Genomic DNA, 16,808 nt, shown 5'->3' with positions numbered 1-16,808 from the left:
GGTCACGCTATGTCCTCCTGGGAGGCGGTCCGAAAGGTGGTCATGAACAGGGCCTCGATGCTCTCGTCGTCGAGCCCGGCCAGGCGGGCCTTGGCCAGCCAGCGCCGCAGCTCCCTACGCAAGGGGGCATGCGCGGCCAGCGAGGCGTCGGCCAGCGTGCGGGTCACGAACGTCCCGACCCCCGGCCGAGCCGCCGCCAGGCCCTCGTGCTCAAGCTCCCGGTAGGCCTTGAGCACCGTGTTGGGGTTGATCGCCAGCCGCGCCACCACGTCCTTGACCGTCGGAAGCTGGTCGCCCTCCCGCAGCAGGCCCAGCCGCAGCGCGTGCCGCACCTGCTGGACCAGTTGCAGGTACGGCGAGACGCCGGATCTGCCATCCAGATGGAACTCGATCATTCTTCCTCCATTTATCTAGTCTCCTAGCACTGTAGAGCACCAGGTGTTGAACGCCAGAGGGATTGCTGTGTTCCCGGCATCCGAAGCGGCCCATCGCTCTTCGGCCGACTGCATGCGATGAAGGGCCCCATCGAGTCGGTGAACGCCTGCTTGATCGGGGATCTCAGAGCTCGCGGCCGGAGACCTGCCGCCGCTCGGCGCTGATCGGTTGGGCCTCGACCGGGGGGCAGATATCAGCACAGGGCAGGGCCGACGACGTGCCTATGCGGTCACGGGCTCGTCGTTGCGTTGCTCAGTGCCGGAGGAGGTGAGCCGGTGACCAGGCCGCCGCGGCCATCTTGGCCCGGATGGGCGGCGGCCAGGCCAACCGGCAACGGATCGTCGGTGACCGAGGCGACCGGTAACGGCGGGGTCGGCCGGGCGTCTACCAGCCCGCAGCGGCCAGGGCGGCGGTCAACCTCGGGGTGATCGCATCCGCCGTGGCCAGGCCGGCGATGTGGTCCATGCCCTCGAACTCGATCACCTCGAAGCCGATCTGACGCGACGCCTCGCGGTGACCGCTGATGCGGCGGGCGATGGCGCTTCCCCCGACGTATTCGTACATCCGGCATTCGGGTTCGCCGTCGCTGGTGCCGTACCACAGGATCTTCGGGCCTTTCAGGGCCGCCAAGGCCGCGGTGTCGTCACGGGTGGCCCACTCCCGGTACAGCAGGACACTCATGTGAGGCTCGTCCGCTTTGTCCTGCAGGCCGGTCTGCAGGAAGGCCGTGCGGGCGCCTTCGACACAGCCGAGCCAGTAGTCGTTGCCCGTCAGCAGGGGAAACCCGCCGATCATGAGGCCGTGCGCCCGGTCGGTGGAGACCACGAGAAAGCTCGCCAAGGCGGCCATGCCCGAGTATCACCGTGGTCGCCACGATGGTCCTCTCCCTGGATCCGATGCCGCCCGGGCCACGCGGGATGCGCGGCCGAGTGTGCCCGAGGCCCCCACAGCCTCGGGCGTGCCCCCTACCGTTCCCACCGCGATCCACCACCCGGCTCGGGCGGGGGATCGCTCCGTGTAAGAGGGCGGGTCCAAGTACCTGCAGCCGCCGATCCCGAAGGCCGACAGGCCAAGGCATACCAGACACCCCCGCAATCTCACCATCCCCACCGGAGGGGCACGCGATCGTCGCTGAGAAGCGTGCGGGCCGATGCGCCGGCCCGGGGCGGAGCGAGCGGTTCACCGCAAGGATGTTCTGCTTGGATGGGGCCATGAACGAGTCACACGTGGCGGCCTATCTGGGCAGGATCGCCGCCGGACGGCCGGAGCGGGCGGACGCGTCGGCGCTCGCGCGGCTGCAGCGGGCGCATCTGGCCGCCGTACCGTTCGAGAACCTGGCCATCCACCTGGGTGAGCCCGTCGTCCTGTCGGAGGACGCGCTTTTCGACAAGATCGTTCAGCGGCGCCGGGGTGGCTTCTGCTACGAGCTCAACGGCGCGTTCGCCCTGCTGCTCACGGCGCTCGGCTACCAGGTGACGCTGCTGTCGGCCCGGGTGTTCGGCGGCGAGCGGCCCGGCCCTCCCTTCGACCACATGGCGTTGCGCGTCGACCTGGACGAGCCGTGGCTGGTCGACGTCGGCTTCGGCACCTTCGCCCACCATCCGCTGCGCCTGCGCCCCGGCGTCGAGCAGCGGGACCCCGCAGGCGTGGCCGAGATCGTCGAGCACGGCCCGCACGGCGACCTGGACGTCCACCTGAACGGCGAGCCGCAGTACCGCCTGGATCCGCGCGGCTACGACCTGGACGACTTCGTGCCGACCTGCTGGTTCCAGCAGACCTCGCCCGACTCCCACTTCACCCGCTCGCTGACCTGTTCCCGGCTCACCGACCGGGGCCGGATCACGCTCAGCGGGAGCAGGCTGATCGAGACCGCCGACGGCGAGCGCACCGAACGCCCGCTGGCCGAGGACGAGATCCTGCCCGCCTACCGCGCCCACTTCGGCATCACGCTGGAGCGCGTCCCCGTCGTGCGAGCGAGCTGATCGGGTCGTCATGGGCGAGGTGGAGCGGTTCGTCGCCGAGCGCGCCCGTCTGTTCGGGCTGGCCTACCGGCTGCTCGGCGAGGCGGGGGAGGCCGAGGACGTGCTGCAGGACGCCTACCTGCGCTGGCGGGGCAGTGTGGCGGTGGCCGTACCGGAGGCGTGGCTGACCAAGGTGGTGACCAACCTGTGCCTGAACCGGCTCACCTCCGCGCGCGCCCGCAAGGAGCGTTATGTCGGGACATGGCTGCCTGAGCCCGTCGTCACCGGCGGCGGGGAGCTGGGGCCGCTGGAGACGGTCGAGCAGCGTGAGTCGCTGTCGCTGGGGATGTTGCTGCTGCTGGAGCGGCTGACCCCGCCGGAGCGGGCGGTGTTCGTGCTGCGCGAGGCGTTCGGGCACAGCCATCGGGAGATCGCCGACATCCTGGACCTCGAGGAGGCGCACGCCCGCCAGCTGTACCGCAGGGCGTGCGCGCACGTCGGGGAGCCGCGGCGGCGTTTCAGCGCGACGCCCGAGCAGGCCGGGCAGGTGCTGGAACGATTCCTGGCCGCGAGCGTCGAGGGCGACATGGCCGGTCTGGAGCGGCTGCTCACCGAGGACGCGGTCGCCTGGGCCGACGGCGGAGGGAAGGCCTCGGCCGCGCCGCGACCGGTGATCGGCCGCGACCGGGTGGTGCGCTACCTGACCGGCCTGGCCAGGCAGCTGCGCGCCGCGCAGGCGGAGCTCCGCGTCTCCATCGTGAACGGCGGCCCGGCGATCCTCGTCTGGGAGCGGGGGGCGCTGAGCGCGGTCACCGTCCCGGAGTTCGACGAGGGCCGGATCGTCGCGGTGCGCACCATCACCAACCCGGACAAGCTTGCCTTCGTGGCGGCGCAACTCGTGTGATCGGGTTCACAGTGCGCCGCTGTCACGAAACTCCCAGGTCCCCGGTTCAAGGGGGGACGAAAGGGAGAAGGACATGGCACATCACGTGGTGGTCGTCGGCGCGGGCTACTCGGGGCTGATCGCGGCCAAGCTGGCGGCGAGGGCCGCGGGCGCGACGGTGACGCTGGTCAACGCCGCCGACCGGTTCGTCGAGCGGGTACGGCTGCACCAGCTCGCCGCCGGTGAGCGGCTGCGCGACCTCCCCCTGACCGGCCTGGTGGAGGGCACCGGGGTCACGCTGGTCGTCGACCGGGTGACCGGAATCGACCCGGAGTCGCGGACGGTACGGCTGGCCGCGGGACAGCCGCTGGGCTACGACACGCTGATCTACGCGCTGGGCAGCGTGGCCGACCTGGGCTCGGTGCCCGGGGTGGCCGAGCACGCCTACATGGTGGCCGGGGCCGGGCAGGCCGAGCGGCTTCGGGAGCGCCTGCCGTACAGCAGGGTGCTGGCCGTGGTCGGCGGGGGGCTGACCGGGGTGGAGGCGGCGGCCGAGTTCGCCGAGCGGTATCCCGCGCTGAAGGTCCGGCTGGTGACCGGCGGGGAACTGGGGGAGGGGGTGTCGCCGCGTGGGCGGCGGCACCTGCGGCGGGTCTTCGACCGGCTGGGCGTCGAGGTCAGGGAGCGGGCCAGGGTGGCCGAGGTGCGGGCCGACGGGCTGGTGCTGGAGGGCGGCGAGCACGTCGGCGCGGACACGGTCGTGTGGAGCACCGGGTTCACCGTGCCGGAGCTGGCCCGAGAGGCGGGCCTGGCCGTGGACGGGCGCGGGCGCATGCTGGTCGACGCCACGCTGCGGTCGCGTTCGCATCCGGAGGTGTACGGCGTGGGCGACGCCGCGGCCGTGCGCGTCGCCGGAGGGCAGGAACTGCGGATGGCGTGCGCGACGGGGATGCCCGCCGGGCAGCAGGCGGCCCGCGCCGTCATCGCCCGGCTGGCCGGGCGCGAGCCCCGGCCGATCCGCTTCAGGTACCTCAACCAGTGCGTCAGCCTGGGGCGGCGCGACGGGCTCGTCCAGTTCGTGCGCACCGACGACAGCCCGCGATCGGCGGTGCTGACCGGCAGGCCGGCCGCCGCCTACAAGGAGGCGATCGTGCGCGGCACGATCCTGGCCATGCGGCATCCGGGCATGCCGAGCTACTTGTAGGCCGCGCGCATGGCCGCCTCGATGCCGTCCAGGAACAGGGTCAGGCCGGTCTCGAAGGTCCTGCGCGACTCGTTCTCCAGGTAGGGCACGCACTCGTCGTAGGGGCCGCACTCCTCGGGCGTGAACGCCCCTTCGTTCTCCAGCCTGGTCACCAGGGGGTAGCGCTCGGCGAAGTCGGGCGCCACCTCCTCCAGCATCGCCGATCTGGCCAGCCACCACTCGTCCTCCGGCACCCCGGTCTCCTTCGGCGCGAGCCGGGCCTCGGCGACCGTGCGGGCGGCCCCGCGCACGATGTCGAACAGGGTGGTCACGATGCCCCGCCGTAGCCGCGCCTCCAGCCCGGTCTCGGCCAGGATGCCCAGCACGGTGTCCAGGGTGCGGAACTCGTTGGGCCCCAGCACCGGCCGGGCCTGGGAGACCTGCAGCACCCACGGGTGGCGCACGTAGAACGTCCAGTTGTCGTGCGCCCACGCTGTCAGCGCGGGCCGCCAACCGGCGTCGAGGCTGTAGCCGGTGGGCAACTGGGCCAGGGCGCGGTCGTACATCAGGTCGACCAGCTCGGTCTTGCCGGGCACGTAGGTGTACAAGGCCATGGCCGTACGGCCCAGCCGTTCGCCGACCGCGCGCATGGAGAGTGCGGCCATGCCCTGCTCGTCGGCCACGGCGATCCCGGTGTTCACGATCAGGTCCACGCTCAGCCCCGGCTTCGGACCGGGCGCGCTCCGCACGCCGGGCACCCCCTCGGCACGCCAGAGCAGTGCCATCGACCGGCGAGCGTCACCCTGCCCGGCGTAAACCACCAACTTGCAACTCCTTATGGCCTAAAGTAACTTGTATCTCTTTACAGCCTAAGGTATCAGGGGGATTCAATGGTTTCTCGTGCGGCCGCCGACCGGCACGACGTGATCCAGGTACGCGGGGCCAGGGAGAACAACCTGGCCGACGTCTCGCTCGACATCCCCAAGCGCCGGCTCACCGTCTTCACCGGAGTGTCGGGCTCCGGCAAGTCGTCACTCGTCTTCGGCACCATCGCCGCCGAGTCGCAGCGGCTGATCAACGAGACCTACACCGCCTTCATCCAGTCGTTCATGCCGAGCCTGGGCCGCCCGGACGTCGACTCCCTGCACAACCTGAGCGCCGCCATCGTCGTCGACCAGGAGCGCATGGGCGCCAACTCGCGCTCCACGGTCGGCACCGCGACCGACGCGCACACGATGCTGCGCATCATCTTCAGCCGCCTCGGCAGCCCGCACGTCGGCACCTCCACCGCCTTCAGCTTCAACACCGCCGACGGCATGTGCATGTCGTGCGAGGGACTCGGCAAGGTCACCGACATCGACCTCGCCGAAATCCTCGACCCCGAACTCTCGCTCAACGAGGGCGCCATCACCGTGCCCGGCTTCGCCGTCGGCACCTGGTACTGGCAGGTCATCGCCGGATCCGGCTTCTTCGACCCCGAAGTCAAGATCAAGGACTACACCCCCGAGCAGCGCGAGGACCTGCTCTACCGGCCCACCACGAAGATCAAGGTCGGCACGACCAACATCACCTACGACGGTCTGGTGGTCAGGGTGCGCCGCACCTACCTGGCCAAGGACCGCGAGGCCATGCAGCCCCACATCCGGGCGTTCGTCGACCGGGCCGTCACCTACACCGACTGCCCCGAGTGCGGCGGCGCCCGCCTCAACCAGGCCGCGCTGTCGTCGAAGATCGACGGGCGCAACATCGCCGACTGCTCCGCGATGCAGATCAGTGACCTGGCCGAGTTCGTCCGCGGCCTGCGGTCCGAGGCCGTCGGGCCGATGCTGGCCACCCTCGGCGACACCCTCGACTCCCTGGTCGAGATCGGGCTCGGCTACCTCAGCCTGAACCGCGAGTCCGGCACCCTGTCCGGCGGCGAGGCCCAGCGGGTCAAGATGGTCAGGCACCTCGGCTCCAGCCTGACCGACGTCACCTACGTCTTCGACGAGCCCACCGTCGGCCTGCACCCGCACGACATCCAGCGGATGAACAACCTGCTGCTGCGCCTGCGCGACAAGGGCAACACCGTCCTGGTCGTCGAGCACAAGCCCGAGACCATCCAGATCGCCGACCACGTCGTCGACCTGGGGCCCGGCGCCGGGCCCACCGGCGGTCAGATCTGCTACACCGGCGACGTGCCCGGCCTGCGCGCCTCCGGCACGCTCACCGGCCGCCACCTCGACCACCGCGTCACCCTGCGCGAGAAGGTACGGCAGCCCACCGGCCGGCTGCCCATCACCGGCGCCACGCTGCACAACCTCAAGGACGTCAGCGTCGACATCCCGCTCGGCGTGCTGACCGTCGTCACCGGCGTCGCCGGATCAGGCAAGAGCTCCCTCATCCACGGCTCCCTGCGCCGCCGAGACGGCGTCGTCATCGTCGACCAGTCGGCCATCCGCGGCTCGCGGCGCAGCAACCCCGCCACCTACACCGGCCTGCTCGACCCGATCAGGACCGCCTTCGCCAAGGCCAACGGCGTCAAGGCCGCCCTGTTCAGCGCCAACTCCGAAGGTGCCTGCCCCAAATGCAATGGCATCGGCCTGGTCTACACCGACCTGGCGATGATGGCCGGAGTCGCCTCGGTGTGCGAACAGTGCGAGGGCAAGCGCTTCACCCCCGAAGTCCTCACCTACCGGCTGCGCGGCAAGGACATCAGCCAGGTGCTGGCCATGCCGGTGGCCGAGGCCCGCGACTTCTTCCCCACCGGCCAGGCCCGCGCCATCCTCGACCGGCTGTCCGACGTCGGCCTCGGCTACCTCGGCCTGGGCCAGCCGCTCACCACCCTGTCCGGCGGCGAGCGCCAGCGGCTCAAGCTGGCCATCCGGATGGCCGAGAAGGCGAACGTCTACGTGCTCGACGAGCCGACCACCGGCCTGCACCTGGCCGACGTCGACCAACTCCTGGCCCTGCTCGACCGGCTCGTGGACGACGGCGACACCGTCATCGTCATCGAGCACCACCAGGCCGTGATGGCGCACGCCGACTGGCTCATCGACCTCGGCCCCGGCGCCGGGCACGACGGCGGGCAGATCGTCTTCAGCGGCACCCCCGCCGACCTCGTCGCCGGCGCCGCCACCCTCACCGCCCAGCACCTGAGCACCTACCTGGAGCACCCGAACCGATGACAAGCCGGCCGCTCTCGCTCGCCCTAGGGTGAGGGCGGCCCGCCTGCGATCGCCTTGCCGCACACGGCGCCCTCAGAAAGGCCGTAGAGGGCGCGCTCGGCCGTGGACGGATCCCTGCCCGCCCGGGCGCAGACCGCTTTCAACGCCTGGTCGAGGTCGAGCGGGTAGGCGTGCAGGCCGCCGCTGGCGTCCACGCTGCGCAGGGTCCTGCCGTCGTCGCCGAACGCCACGGCCAGCACGTCGCCGTCATGCTGGAAGGCCCCGACCGCGGTGCCGGTGGCGAGGTCCCACAGCCTGACGGTGTTGTCGTAACCGCCGGTGGCCAGCAGCTTGCCGTCCTTGGTGAAGGCGGCTGTGGAGACCCAGTCCTCGGTGTGCCCCCGCATGACAGGCCCGGCCGTCTGCCGGGTCTTCGGGTCCCACAGCACCACGGAGCCGTCGGCGACCCGCAGCAGCACGTGTTTTCCGTCGGGGGTGAAGCCGAGATTCTCCGTGGAGTAGCCCGGCAGGCGGAAGCCGGTGCCCGGCCTGCTCTGACAGTTCGGCTCCGTCGATCCCAGCTCCACCACGCAGACCCCGGCGTCGGGGTGACCCACGACGACGCGGCCGCCTTCGGGCGACAGGGCCAGGGTCTCGGCGAGCACCGGCTTCACCACCGCGGTTTCGCGGCCGGTGCGGGTGTTCCAGGCGTGAACGCTGTAGCCGTTGACGGGCGACTTGTCGTCGACGACGGCGACCGCCGCCGCCAGCGAGGCGCCGTCCGCGGAGAAGTCCATGGCCAGGATGTCGCCACTGCCCGAGGTGGGCGTCGGTGACGTGGTGCGCTCGTGCTCCAGCCTGTGCTTGGCGGTGATCTGTCCCGTCGCCACATCGATCAGCACCACCTCGGCCCCGTCGCCGTTCACCGCGAGCGACCGCCCGTCGGGCGCGAAGCGCAGCGGCGGCAGGTAGGTGCCGTTCATGTCGGCGGTGAAGTCCGGCGAGATCCACGGCCCCTTGAGCTCGTGAACCGTCCGTCCCGTCCGGGTGTCCGTGATCCTCAGCGCGTCGTCGTTCATCGCGGCGAGCAGCCTCCCGTCCGGGCTGAAGGCGGCCGACTTGACGGAACCCAGGTGCGAGGCGGCGCGGGTGACAGGGCGGGCGTTCACCACCCGCAGCTCGCCGTCGCTCATCATGGTGAACAGGTCGCCGTCGGAGGTGAAGGCGATCGAGGAGCCGACGGGATGCTCGAAGGTCTGCAGCACCTCCATCGGCCGCCACTTCTCCTCATACCTCGGCAAGGGCATCGTGGGGGAGTACGCGAGGCTGGCGGTCTGCCCCCAGACGACGACCAGCCCGCAGTGTTCCCCCGCCAGGACCTTCGCCGAGCGGTCGAAGACCAGCCGTTCGGGCCAGCACTCGTTGGCTCCGGAGTTCGTCATCGGCTTCTCGTGCGTGGGAAAGGCGGCGCGGCCCACCCGCCGCCCGAGCACGCCTTCGCTGACCGTCCACACGTCCACGAAATAGTTCCGGGGGTCCCCGTCCACCGTCGCGAAGTCCCGCTGTACGGCGAGCAGCCGCCCGTCCGGGCTCAGCTGCGCGAACCGCGCCGCGTCGGGGCCACCGGCCTTCTTCAGCGAGACGACCCGCCCGGTGCCCGCGTCCGCGACGCCGACGGATGTCCCGGACGTACAGCCGACCAGTGTGCCGGCGTGCCGTGACCCTGCGAACACGGCGGGCTTCCCGCACGTGGCCCGGCGCAGCAGCCGCCCCTTGCCGTCGAATCTCAGATCGTTGCGGTCCAGCACCCCGTCGCTCCACACGACGGCCCGCCCGACCTGCTTGCCGTCCGCGGTGCGCCGGATGGTCACGGTGGGCCCGTAGTTGCAGTACTCGTCCTCGCACTCCGCCGTGGCCAGCAGCCGCCGGTCGGTGGAGAGGAACGCGACACGCACCTTGAACTCGCGCTCGACGCCCGGCACCCGGGCGAGCGTCCGCCCGGTGACCGCGTCGCTGATCACCGCGGCCCCGTCCTTGATCTCGATGATCGACCTGCCGTCCTGGCCGAGCCCCACCGCCTGGGTGGTCCGGCGGAGCAGGCTCGGCTGCGCCAGGGATCCGATCAGCGCCTTCCTGGTGTCCGGAAGGTCGGCCGTGTCGGCGGCCGCCGCGCTGAGCAACAGGGCCGCCGTGGGGTCCGCGTCGCGCAGGGTCTCCGCCCTGGCCGCCCACTGCATGGCCACGGCCTCGTCACGCTGCCGCTGGATCGTCCGGCGGTTGACCTCCATCAGCCCGGCGAGGGTCAGCGCGGCGACGAGGAGGACGGCCAGCGTGATCGAGACCAGGCTGCGGCGCCGTGACCGTCGCCGGGACAGTCCCGCGCTGCCGGTCAGGAAGGCCCGCTCGATCGGCGACAACTCCAGCCGATGGCGGGCGGTGGCCGCCCAGGTGGTGGCCTGTTCGAGCGCCGCCCCCTGGTAGAGGTCGCTCTCCCGGCGGCCGTGCAGGTCCCAGTCGCGGGCGGCCTCGCGCAGCCGCTGGTAGGTGGACAGGCCGGGACGCTCGGTGGCGATCAGGTCGCGCAGCCGGGGCCAGGCCTGGACGAGCGCGGAGTTGGCCAGCGACACGCCGCCCTCGCGCAGGTGGAGCACGCCGTGGCCGGCCAGCGCGTGCACCACCGGCTCGATCGTGGTCACGCCCAGCTCGCCCGGGTCGACGCTGCCCACGGAACCGTCGGCGTGCACCATGCGCAGCAGGAGCTGGTCGGCGACGCCCTGTTCCTCAGGAGAGAGCGTCTCGTAGGCTCGCTGCGCCAGCTCGCCGAGGTGCGGGTCGGTCGCGCCGCCCCGCATCTCGGCCGCGGCCCTGCTGCCCGCCTGGAGCAGGCCGCCGTGCTCCGTCCCCCCGATCAGGCCGAGCAGCAGCTCGCGCGCGGTGGGCCGGGCCGCCGGGTCCTTGGCGAGCGTGGCGGAGACCAGGCTCCTCAGCGGCTCCTCCAGCGCGCTCAGATCGATCTCGTTGCGCAGCACGCCGTAGATGGCGGCGGCCACATGCCGCCGGGAGAACGGCGCCGTGCCCGTGGCCGCGAAGACGATGACCGCGCCCCAGGCGAACACGTCGGCCGCGGGGGTGGGCAGGCCGCCGGAGAACAACTCGGGAGGCATGTAACCGGGCGTGCCCATGATGCCGCGCGAGGCGGTCAGCGAGTTGTCGACGATGCGGGCGATGCCGAAGTCGATGACCCGCGGCCCGTCCGGGCCCAGCAGCACGTTGTCCGGCTTGAGGTCGCAGTGGGCCACGCCCGCGTCGTGGATGGCGGCCATCGCGGTGGCGATCCCGATCGCGAGCCGGCGCAGGGCGTCCCCCGAGTAGGGACCGTCGCGGGTGACGGCCTCACGGAGGCTCGGGCCGTCGACGTACTCGCTGACGATGTACGGCTGCGCCCCGTCCAGGCGGGCGTCCAGGATGCGTGCCGTACAGAAGGGGGCCACCCGGCGTGCGGCCGCCACCTCCTTGGCGGCGGGCCTGCCGAGTCCGGCGTCCGTGTGCAGCACCTTGACCGCCACCCGCTCGCCGCTCCTGCCGTACCCCTCGTAGACGACGGCCTGCCCGCCGCTGCCCAGACGGCGCGCGATGGCGTAGTGACCGATGTGCTGTGGATCACTCATGAGCCATAGAAATCCCATACGGCGGCGCGCGGGCGCAACCTGTGAGCTTCCAGTCACCGGCCCGGGAAAAGATTTCGGGGCCGTGTCGATTTGACGGGGGCCCGTTCGTCGTCATGTAGTACGGCGACCCGCCGTGCGAGGACACACCAGGAGACGGACCATGAAGTACATGCTGCTGATCTACACTTCCGCGACCGGCACGAACGACGCGTGCAGCTTCGAGGACTGGGCGGCCTACGACAAGGCGATGAAGGAAGCGGGGATCTGGGTCGCCGGGCACGCGTTGAAGGACCTGACCACCTCCACCACGGTCCGGGTCGACCAGGCGGGTGAGCGGACCGTCACGGACGGGCCGTTCGCCGAGACCCGCGAGGTCCTCGGCGGCTACGACGTCATCGACGTGCCGGACCTGGATGTCGCGCTCGAGTGGGCCGCTCGCTGCCCCGGCTCGCGCGACGGCGGGTCGGTCGTGGTGCGGCCGGTCGCCGAGTTCGAGGGCTGACGGCGATGGACGAGCGGGCCGCCCTCGCCGGGACGCCTCTCGGGTCGTCTGTGGATTCGTCCGTGGAGTCGGTGTTCCGTGAGGAGCGCGGCAGGCTGCTCGCCTGCCTCGTCCGCCGCTTCGGCGACCTCGACCTGGCCGAGGAGGTCGCCTCCGAGGCCATCGAGGCGGCGCTGGTGCACTGGCCGGTCGACGGGGTCCCGGCCAGGCCCGGCGCCTGGCTGCTGACGACGGCGCGGCGCCGGGCCGTCGACCGGCTGCGGCGGGACCAGGTCTACGCCGCGCGGCTCGCCGTCCTGCAGGTGGAGGCGGACCGGACCGCCCCCGCCCCGCCCGCGGACGCGGACGGCGACCTCCCCGACGAGCGGCTGCAACTGTTCTTCACCTGCGCCCACCCGGCGCTGCCCGCCGAGGACCGCGGGGCGCTGACCCTGCGCTGCCTGGCCGGCCTGACGACGCCCGAGGTCGCGCGGGCCTTCCTCGTGCCGTCCGCGACGATGGCCCAGCGGATCGTGCGGGCGAAGAAGAAGATCCGCGAGGCCCGCATCCCGTTCCGCGTGCCCGGCGCCGACGAGCTGCCGCAGCGCCTGCCGGGGGTCCTCCAGGTGGTCTACTCGATCTTCACCGAGGGCTACGCGGCCAGCTCGGGACCGGAACTGCAGCGGCTCGACCTCGCCGAGGAGGCCATCCGGCTGGCGCGGATCCTGCGCCGGTTGCTGCCCGCCGAGCGGGAGGTCGCCGGACTGCTCGGGCTGATGCTGCTGATCCACGCGCGGCGGGACGCCCGGACCGGTCCGGGCGGCGAGATGGTGCTGCTCGACGAGCAGGACCGGGGCCGCTGGGACCGCACGATGATCGAGGAGGGGAGTGGCCTGGTGCTCGCCGCGCTGACCGGCGGCCCGCCCGGCCCGTACGGCGTGCAGGCCGCGATCGCCGCGCTGCACGACGAGGCCGCCGACCTCGCGACCACCGACTGGCCGCAGGTCGTGGCGCTCTACGACGTGCTGCTCGCGCTCATGCCGTCCCCGGTGGTCGCGGTGAACCGGGCCGCGGCGGTCGCGATGCGCGACGGCCCGGAGGCGGGCCTGGCGCTGCTCGACGAGCTGGCCGGCGAGCCTCGGCTGCGCGGCCACCACCCCTACCCGGCCGCCCGCGCGGACCTGCTGCAACGGCTCGGCCGGTTCCCCGAGGCCGCGGCGGCCTACCGGGAGGCGCTCGGCCTGGCCGGTACCGAGCCCGAACGGGCGCACCTGCGGCGCAGGCTGACCGCGGTCGAGCCGGACGGCACATGACGGTGACCACTGAGGAGTTGGACATGGACCGCGACGAAATCCTGGCCTGGGTGAAGGCCGAACGGCTCAGCCTCGCCGACTTCCTGGACGACCTCGGCGACCACGAGTGGCAGGCGGCCTCCCTCTGCCCCGGCTGGACGACGCACGATGTGGCCGCGCACCTGACGCTGTCCACGCGAAGCACCCTGCTGGGCACGATCAAGGGCGCGATCCGGGCGCGTGGCGACTTCAACCGGATGGTCGCCGACGAGGCGCGAGAGCGGGCGGCCAGGTTCGCGCCCGCGGAGCTCGTCGCGCAGTTCCGGGAGACGGCGGGCTCGGCTCGCCGCTCGCCCGGCTCCGGCCCGCTGGACCCGCTCGCCGACGCGCTGGTCCACGGCCAGGACATCGCCCGGCCGCTCGGGCGCGTACGGGCGATGCCCGCGGAGCCGACGATCGCGGCGCTCGACCACATCCTGGCCAGCCCGTTCTACGGCGCCCGCAAGCGCTTCCGCGGCACGCGGCTGACCGCCACCGACCTGGACTGGTCGGCCGGCGAGGGGCCGGACGATGCCCGGGGGCCCGCGGCTGACCTGCTCCTGCTGGCGACCGGGCGGGCCGCGGGGCTGGCAGGCCTGTCCGGGCCGGGCGCCGAACGGATCGCGGCCGCGATGTAGGCCTCCGGGCGCGTGCCGGTCAGCGGCGCGAAAACGGAGTGCGGTTCATTTGGGGTGCCCGCTACAGTGGCGGGCATGTCTACACCCCGTCTTGCCTAGCTCGGACACCCGCTTTCGCGCCAGCACTGTGTCCTTGAGCTCTCACGGAGTGTTACATCATGATTACCGTTCGCGGTGTCGACGTGCGCGTCGGCGCCCGGCTGCTGCTGTCCGACATCTCCTTCCACATCGCCCCCGGCGACCGCGTCGGCCTGGTCGGCCGCAACGGCGCGGGCAAGACCACGCTGATGGAGACCCTGGCCGGGCACGCCAAGCCCGCCGCCGGATCCATCACCCGCACCGGCTCCCACGGCTACCTGCCGCAGGACCCGCGCGCGGCCGACCCCGCCGCCACCGTCACCGACCGGATCCTGTCCGCCCGCGGCCTGGACCAGGCGGTCCGCGCGCTGCGCGCCGCCGAGCACGCGATGGCCCAGGCCGCCGGCCCGGCCGCGCAGGAGGCGGCGATGGCCGCCTACACCCGCGCGGAGGCGCGGTTCCAGGCGGGCGGCGGGTACCTCGTCGAAGCCGAGGCGGCCCGGGTCGCCGCCGGGGTGGGACTGCCGGCCAGGGTGATGGACCAGGCGGTCGGCACCCTGTCCGGCGGCCAGCGCCGCCGCGTGGAACTGGCCCGGATCCTGTTCGCCGGTCATGGCACGCTGCTGCTCGACGAGCCGACCAACCACCTGGACGCCGACTCGGTCGCCTGGCTGCGGACGTTCCTGACCGGTCACCAGGGCGGCCTCGTGGTGATCAGCCACGACACCTCGCTGCTGGCCGACACCGTGAACCGGGTCTTCCACCTCGACCCGCAGCGCGCCGCCGTCGACGTGCACAACACCGGCTGGCACACCTACCTCGCCCAGCGGGCCGCCGACGAGCGGCGCCGTACCCGGGAGAGGGTGAACGCCGAGCGCAAGGCGGCGTCGCTGCACGCGCAGGCGGGCAAGATGCGCTCGCGCGCGGGTACCGCGACCAGGGCCAGGGACATGGCCCGGCGGGCCGACCGGATGCTCGCCGGGGTGGAGCCGGCCCGCCGCGCCGACAAGGTCGCGCGCATCCGGCTGCCCGAGCCCGCGCCGTGCGGCCGGATACCGCTCGGCGCGGTCAGCCTGACCAAGTCGTACGGCGCGCACCAGGTCCTGTCCGGGGTGGATCTGGCCGTGGACCGGGGGAGCAGGCTGGTGATCCTGGGGCTCAACGGCGCGGGCAAGACCACCCTGCTGCGGCTCCTGGCCGGGCGCGAACGCCCCGACGAGGGCCGGGTGGTGCACGGTCACGGGCTGCGGCTGGGGTACTTCGCGCAGGAGCACGACACGCTCGACCTCACCCGTACCGTCCGGCAGAACCTGGCCTCGGTCGCGCCGCACCTGGACGACGGCGAGGCCCGGCGGGTGCTGGGCTCGTTCCTGTTCAGCGGGGACGACGCCGACAAACCGGCCAGGGTGCTGTCCGGTGGGGAGAAGACCCGGCTGGCGCTGGCCGGGCTGGTCCACTCCGGCGCGAACGTGCTGCTGCTGGACGAGCCCACCAACAACCTCGACCCCGCCTCCCGGGGCGAGGTGCTGGCGGCGGTCGGCGCGTACCCGGGGGCCATCGTGATGGTCACCCACGACGAGGGGGCCATCGAGGCGCTCCGGCCGGAGCGGGTCCTGCTGCTGCCGGACGGCACCGAGGACCTGTGGAGCGCCGACTACCTGGACCTGGTGGCGCTCGCCTGACTCGCGCGGGAAGCAGGGTCCCGCGCGAGGGGTGTTTACTTCGTTATATCGTTCGATATAGCATCCGACTCATGATGAACGCACGACGCGCGCCCGGTGCGGGCGGTATCGGGCCGACGGGGCGCTTCTTCGGGCCGGGGGAGTTGCGGCTGGCCGTCCTCGCCCTGGTCGCCGAGCGGGCCGGGCACGGCTACGAGGTGATGAACCGCCTGGCCGAACGCTTCAACGGGACCTACGAGCCCAGCGCGGGCTCCATCTACCCGACCCTGCAACTGCTGGAGGACGAGGGGCTGGTGCGGGTCGAGGCGGCCGACGGCCGCAAGGTGTACCACGTCACCGACGCCGGGCGGGCCGCGGTCGACGAGCAGGCCGAGGAGGTCGAGCGGATCTGGGGGCGGGCGGCCAGCCGGGGCGAATGGGGCATGTTTCGCGACCCCGACGCCGCCGAGATCATCGGCCCCGCGCTGCGCCTGGTCAAGGCCGCGGTGAAGACGCTCGCGCACGCGCACGGCGACCCCAGGGTCGTCGACCAGATCCAGGGCATCTTCGTCGAGGCCCGCCGGCGGATCGAACACCTGGACCCGAGGCGACGATGACCATCGCGAGCGCGCTGCGCGCCCGGCTGTTCGTCGAGGGGGAGATCCTGGAGGTCGAGCGGGTCACGCCCCGCATGCGGCGGATCACGATCGCCGGCGAAGGCCTGGCCGGACTGCGATGGACACCGGGCCAGCACGTCCGGCTGCTGGTCGACGACCCGTTCGCGACGAAGACCTGGACGAAGGGCGCCTTACGCACCTACTCGGTGTGGCGGCACGACCCCTCCTGGGAGGCCCTCGACCTGATCGGCTACGACCACGGCGGGGACGCGCCCGGCGCGACCTGGCTGCGGAACGCCCACCCCGGCCGGCAGGTCGCCTTCACCAGGCCGGAAGGACGTTTCGTGGTACGGCAGGGCGCGCCGTACCACCTGTTCGCCGGAGAGGAGACCGCCTCGGTCGCCTTCGGCGCGATGCTGCGCGACCTGCCCGCGGGGGCGGCGGTGTTCGGGGTGGTGGAGGCCGCCACCCCCGACGACCACCTCGACCTGTCCCGCGAGCTGGTCCGGGTGTGCAGGAACGGGGCGCCGGCCGCGAGCTCCGAGACCCTGGTCGAGGCGGTCAGGGAACTCGACCTGCCGGACGAGCCCGGCGTGGCCTACCTGGCGGGGGAGGCGCGCACCATCCAGGCCCTCCGCGCCCACCTGGTCGGCGAACGCGGCTGGCAGCGACGGGACGTGCGCACGAAACCGTTCTGGACACCGGGCAAACGCGGACTGGACTGAG

14 protein-coding genes are annotated in these 16,808 nt (G+C 72.4%); 10 read left to right on the top strand and 4 right to left on the bottom strand.

The features are described from left to right. Positions 1-2: 2 nt before the first annotated feature. Together ABZ911_RS28865 and ABZ911_RS28860 are read right to left on the bottom strand one after the other, a co-directional pair. Positions 3-395 (bottom strand): GntR family transcriptional regulator, encoded by a 393-nt coding sequence (locus tag ABZ911_RS28865; RefSeq protein ID WP_358062572.1) that lies wholly within the window; start codon positions 393-395, stop codon positions 3-5. A 424-nt stretch (positions 396-819) separates the two neighbouring features. Further along, positions 820-1,284: a hypothetical protein gene (locus ABZ911_RS28860; RefSeq protein WP_358062569.1), complete on the bottom strand. Its 465-nt coding sequence runs from the start codon at positions 1,282-1,284 to the stop codon at positions 820-822. Between the two features lie 362 nt (positions 1,285-1,646). On the opposite strand from ABZ911_RS28860, the gene ABZ911_RS28855 reads away from it, so the two are divergent. From ABZ911_RS28855 to ABZ911_RS28845, 3 genes are read left to right on the top strand one after another with little or no spacing between them, the layout of a single operon-like run. After that, positions 1,647-2,417, top strand: coding sequence for an arylamine N-acetyltransferase (locus tag ABZ911_RS28855; RefSeq protein WP_358062566.1), 771 nt, complete (start codon positions 1,647-1,649; stop codon positions 2,415-2,417). A 10-nt stretch (positions 2,418-2,427) separates the two neighbouring features. Beyond that, complete coding sequence (gene sigJ, locus ABZ911_RS28850; protein WP_358062563.1) at positions 2,428-3,300, top strand: RNA polymerase sigma factor SigJ; 873 nt, start codon at positions 2,428-2,430, stop codon at positions 3,298-3,300. Further along, positions 3,272-4,483 carry an FAD-dependent oxidoreductase gene (locus ABZ911_RS28845; protein WP_358062561.1) on the top strand — a complete coding sequence of 404 codons (1,212 nt, stop codon included), beginning with the start codon at positions 3,272-3,274 and terminating at the stop codon, positions 4,481-4,483. Before sigJ ends, ABZ911_RS28845 begins: the two co-directional genes overlap by 29 nt. On the opposite strand, the gene ABZ911_RS28840 is transcribed toward ABZ911_RS28845, so the two are convergent. Then, on the bottom strand, positions 4,474-5,286 hold the full coding sequence (locus ABZ911_RS28840) for a TetR/AcrR family transcriptional regulator (protein WP_358062558.1): 813 nt from the start codon (positions 5,284-5,286) through the stop codon (positions 4,474-4,476). The genes ABZ911_RS28845 and ABZ911_RS28840 overlap by 10 nt on opposite strands. A 66-nt stretch (positions 5,287-5,352) precedes the next feature. Between ABZ911_RS28840 and ABZ911_RS28835 the strand changes: the two genes are divergently transcribed. After that, on the top strand, positions 5,353-7,629 hold the full coding sequence (locus tag ABZ911_RS28835) for an excinuclease ABC subunit UvrA (RefSeq protein ID WP_358062555.1): 2,277 nt from the start codon (positions 5,353-5,355) through the stop codon (positions 7,627-7,629). Positions 7,630-7,652: 23 nt separating this feature from the next. On the opposite strand, the gene ABZ911_RS28830 is transcribed toward ABZ911_RS28835, so the two are convergent. Then, on the bottom strand, positions 7,653-11,276 hold the full coding sequence (locus tag ABZ911_RS28830; RefSeq protein WP_358062552.1) for a serine/threonine-protein kinase: 3,624 nt from the start codon (positions 11,274-11,276) through the stop codon (positions 7,653-7,655). 160 nt (positions 11,277-11,436) lie between these two features. Here ABZ911_RS28830 and ABZ911_RS28825 point away from each other — a divergent pair, with 160 nt between their 5' ends. The 6 genes from ABZ911_RS28825 (at position 11,437) to ABZ911_RS28800 (ending at position 16,807) form a co-directional block, all read left to right on the top strand. Beyond that, positions 11,437-11,778: a YciI family protein gene (locus tag ABZ911_RS28825; RefSeq protein ID WP_358062549.1), complete on the top strand. Its 342-nt coding sequence runs from the start codon at positions 11,437-11,439 to the stop codon at positions 11,776-11,778. A gap of 62 nt (positions 11,779-11,840) precedes the next feature. Next, a complete protein-coding gene (locus ABZ911_RS28820; RefSeq protein WP_358062546.1) occupies positions 11,841-13,070 on the top strand; it encodes a DUF6596 domain-containing protein in 1,230 nt (409 codons plus the stop codon). A 23-nt stretch (positions 13,071-13,093) separates the two neighbouring features. Then, positions 13,094-13,726, top strand: a complete 633-nt coding sequence (locus tag ABZ911_RS28815; RefSeq protein ID WP_358062543.1) for a maleylpyruvate isomerase family mycothiol-dependent enzyme — start codon at positions 13,094-13,096, stop codon at positions 13,724-13,726. A gap of 158 nt (positions 13,727-13,884) precedes the next feature. Next, positions 13,885-15,486 (top strand): ABC-F family ATP-binding cassette domain-containing protein, encoded by a 1,602-nt coding sequence (locus tag ABZ911_RS28810; protein WP_358062540.1) that lies wholly within the window; start codon positions 13,885-13,887, stop codon positions 15,484-15,486. A 71-nt stretch (positions 15,487-15,557) separates the two neighbouring features. Then, complete coding sequence (locus ABZ911_RS28805) at positions 15,558-16,082, top strand: PadR family transcriptional regulator (RefSeq protein WP_358062537.1); 525 nt, start codon at positions 15,558-15,560, stop codon at positions 16,080-16,082. Then, positions 16,079-16,807: a siderophore-interacting protein gene (locus ABZ911_RS28800; protein WP_358062534.1), complete on the top strand. Its 729-nt coding sequence runs from the start codon at positions 16,079-16,081 to the stop codon at positions 16,805-16,807. Before ABZ911_RS28805 ends, ABZ911_RS28800 begins: the two co-directional genes overlap by 4 nt. The last annotated feature ends 1 nt before the right edge of the window (position 16,808 follow it).

The sequence above is a fragment of the Nonomuraea sp. NPDC046570 genome, from assembly GCF_040645915.1.
Lineage (GTDB): Bacteria > Actinomycetota > Actinomycetes > Streptosporangiales > Streptosporangiaceae > Nonomuraea.
Note: the sequence above shows the minus strand (reverse complement) of the source record. Positions and strands in the feature narration are given on the sequence as shown.

Coding starts and splice junctions, on each gene's coding strand:
- ABZ911_RS28835 (WP_358062555.1), top strand. CDS start 5,353: ATGGTTTCTCGTGCGGCCGCCGACCGGCACGACGTGATCCAGGTACGC.
- ABZ911_RS28815 (WP_358062543.1), top strand. CDS start 13,094: ATGGACCGCGACGAAATCCTGGCCTGGGTGAAGGCCGAACGGCTCAGC.
- ABZ911_RS28810 (WP_358062540.1), top strand. CDS start 13,885: ATGATTACCGTTCGCGGTGTCGACGTGCGCGTCGGCGCCCGGCTGCTG.
- ABZ911_RS28860 (WP_358062569.1), bottom strand. CDS start 1,284: ATGGCCGCCTTGGCGAGCTTTCTCGTGGTCTCCACCGACCGGGCGCAC.
- ABZ911_RS28865 (WP_358062572.1), bottom strand. CDS start 395: ATGATCGAGTTCCATCTGGATGGCAGATCCGGCGTCTCGCCGTACCTG.
- ABZ911_RS28805 (WP_358062537.1), top strand. CDS start 15,558: ATGATGAACGCACGACGCGCGCCCGGTGCGGGCGGTATCGGGCCGACG.
- sigJ (WP_358062563.1), top strand. CDS start 2,428: ATGGGCGAGGTGGAGCGGTTCGTCGCCGAGCGCGCCCGTCTGTTCGGG.
- ABZ911_RS28830 (WP_358062552.1), bottom strand. CDS start 11,276: ATGAGTGATCCACAGCACATCGGTCACTACGCCATCGCGCGCCGTCTG.
- ABZ911_RS28800 (WP_358062534.1), top strand. CDS start 16,079: ATGACCATCGCGAGCGCGCTGCGCGCCCGGCTGTTCGTCGAGGGGGAG.
- ABZ911_RS28825 (WP_358062549.1), top strand. CDS start 11,437: ATGAAGTACATGCTGCTGATCTACACTTCCGCGACCGGCACGAACGAC.
- ABZ911_RS28855 (WP_358062566.1), top strand. CDS start 1,647: ATGAACGAGTCACACGTGGCGGCCTATCTGGGCAGGATCGCCGCCGGA.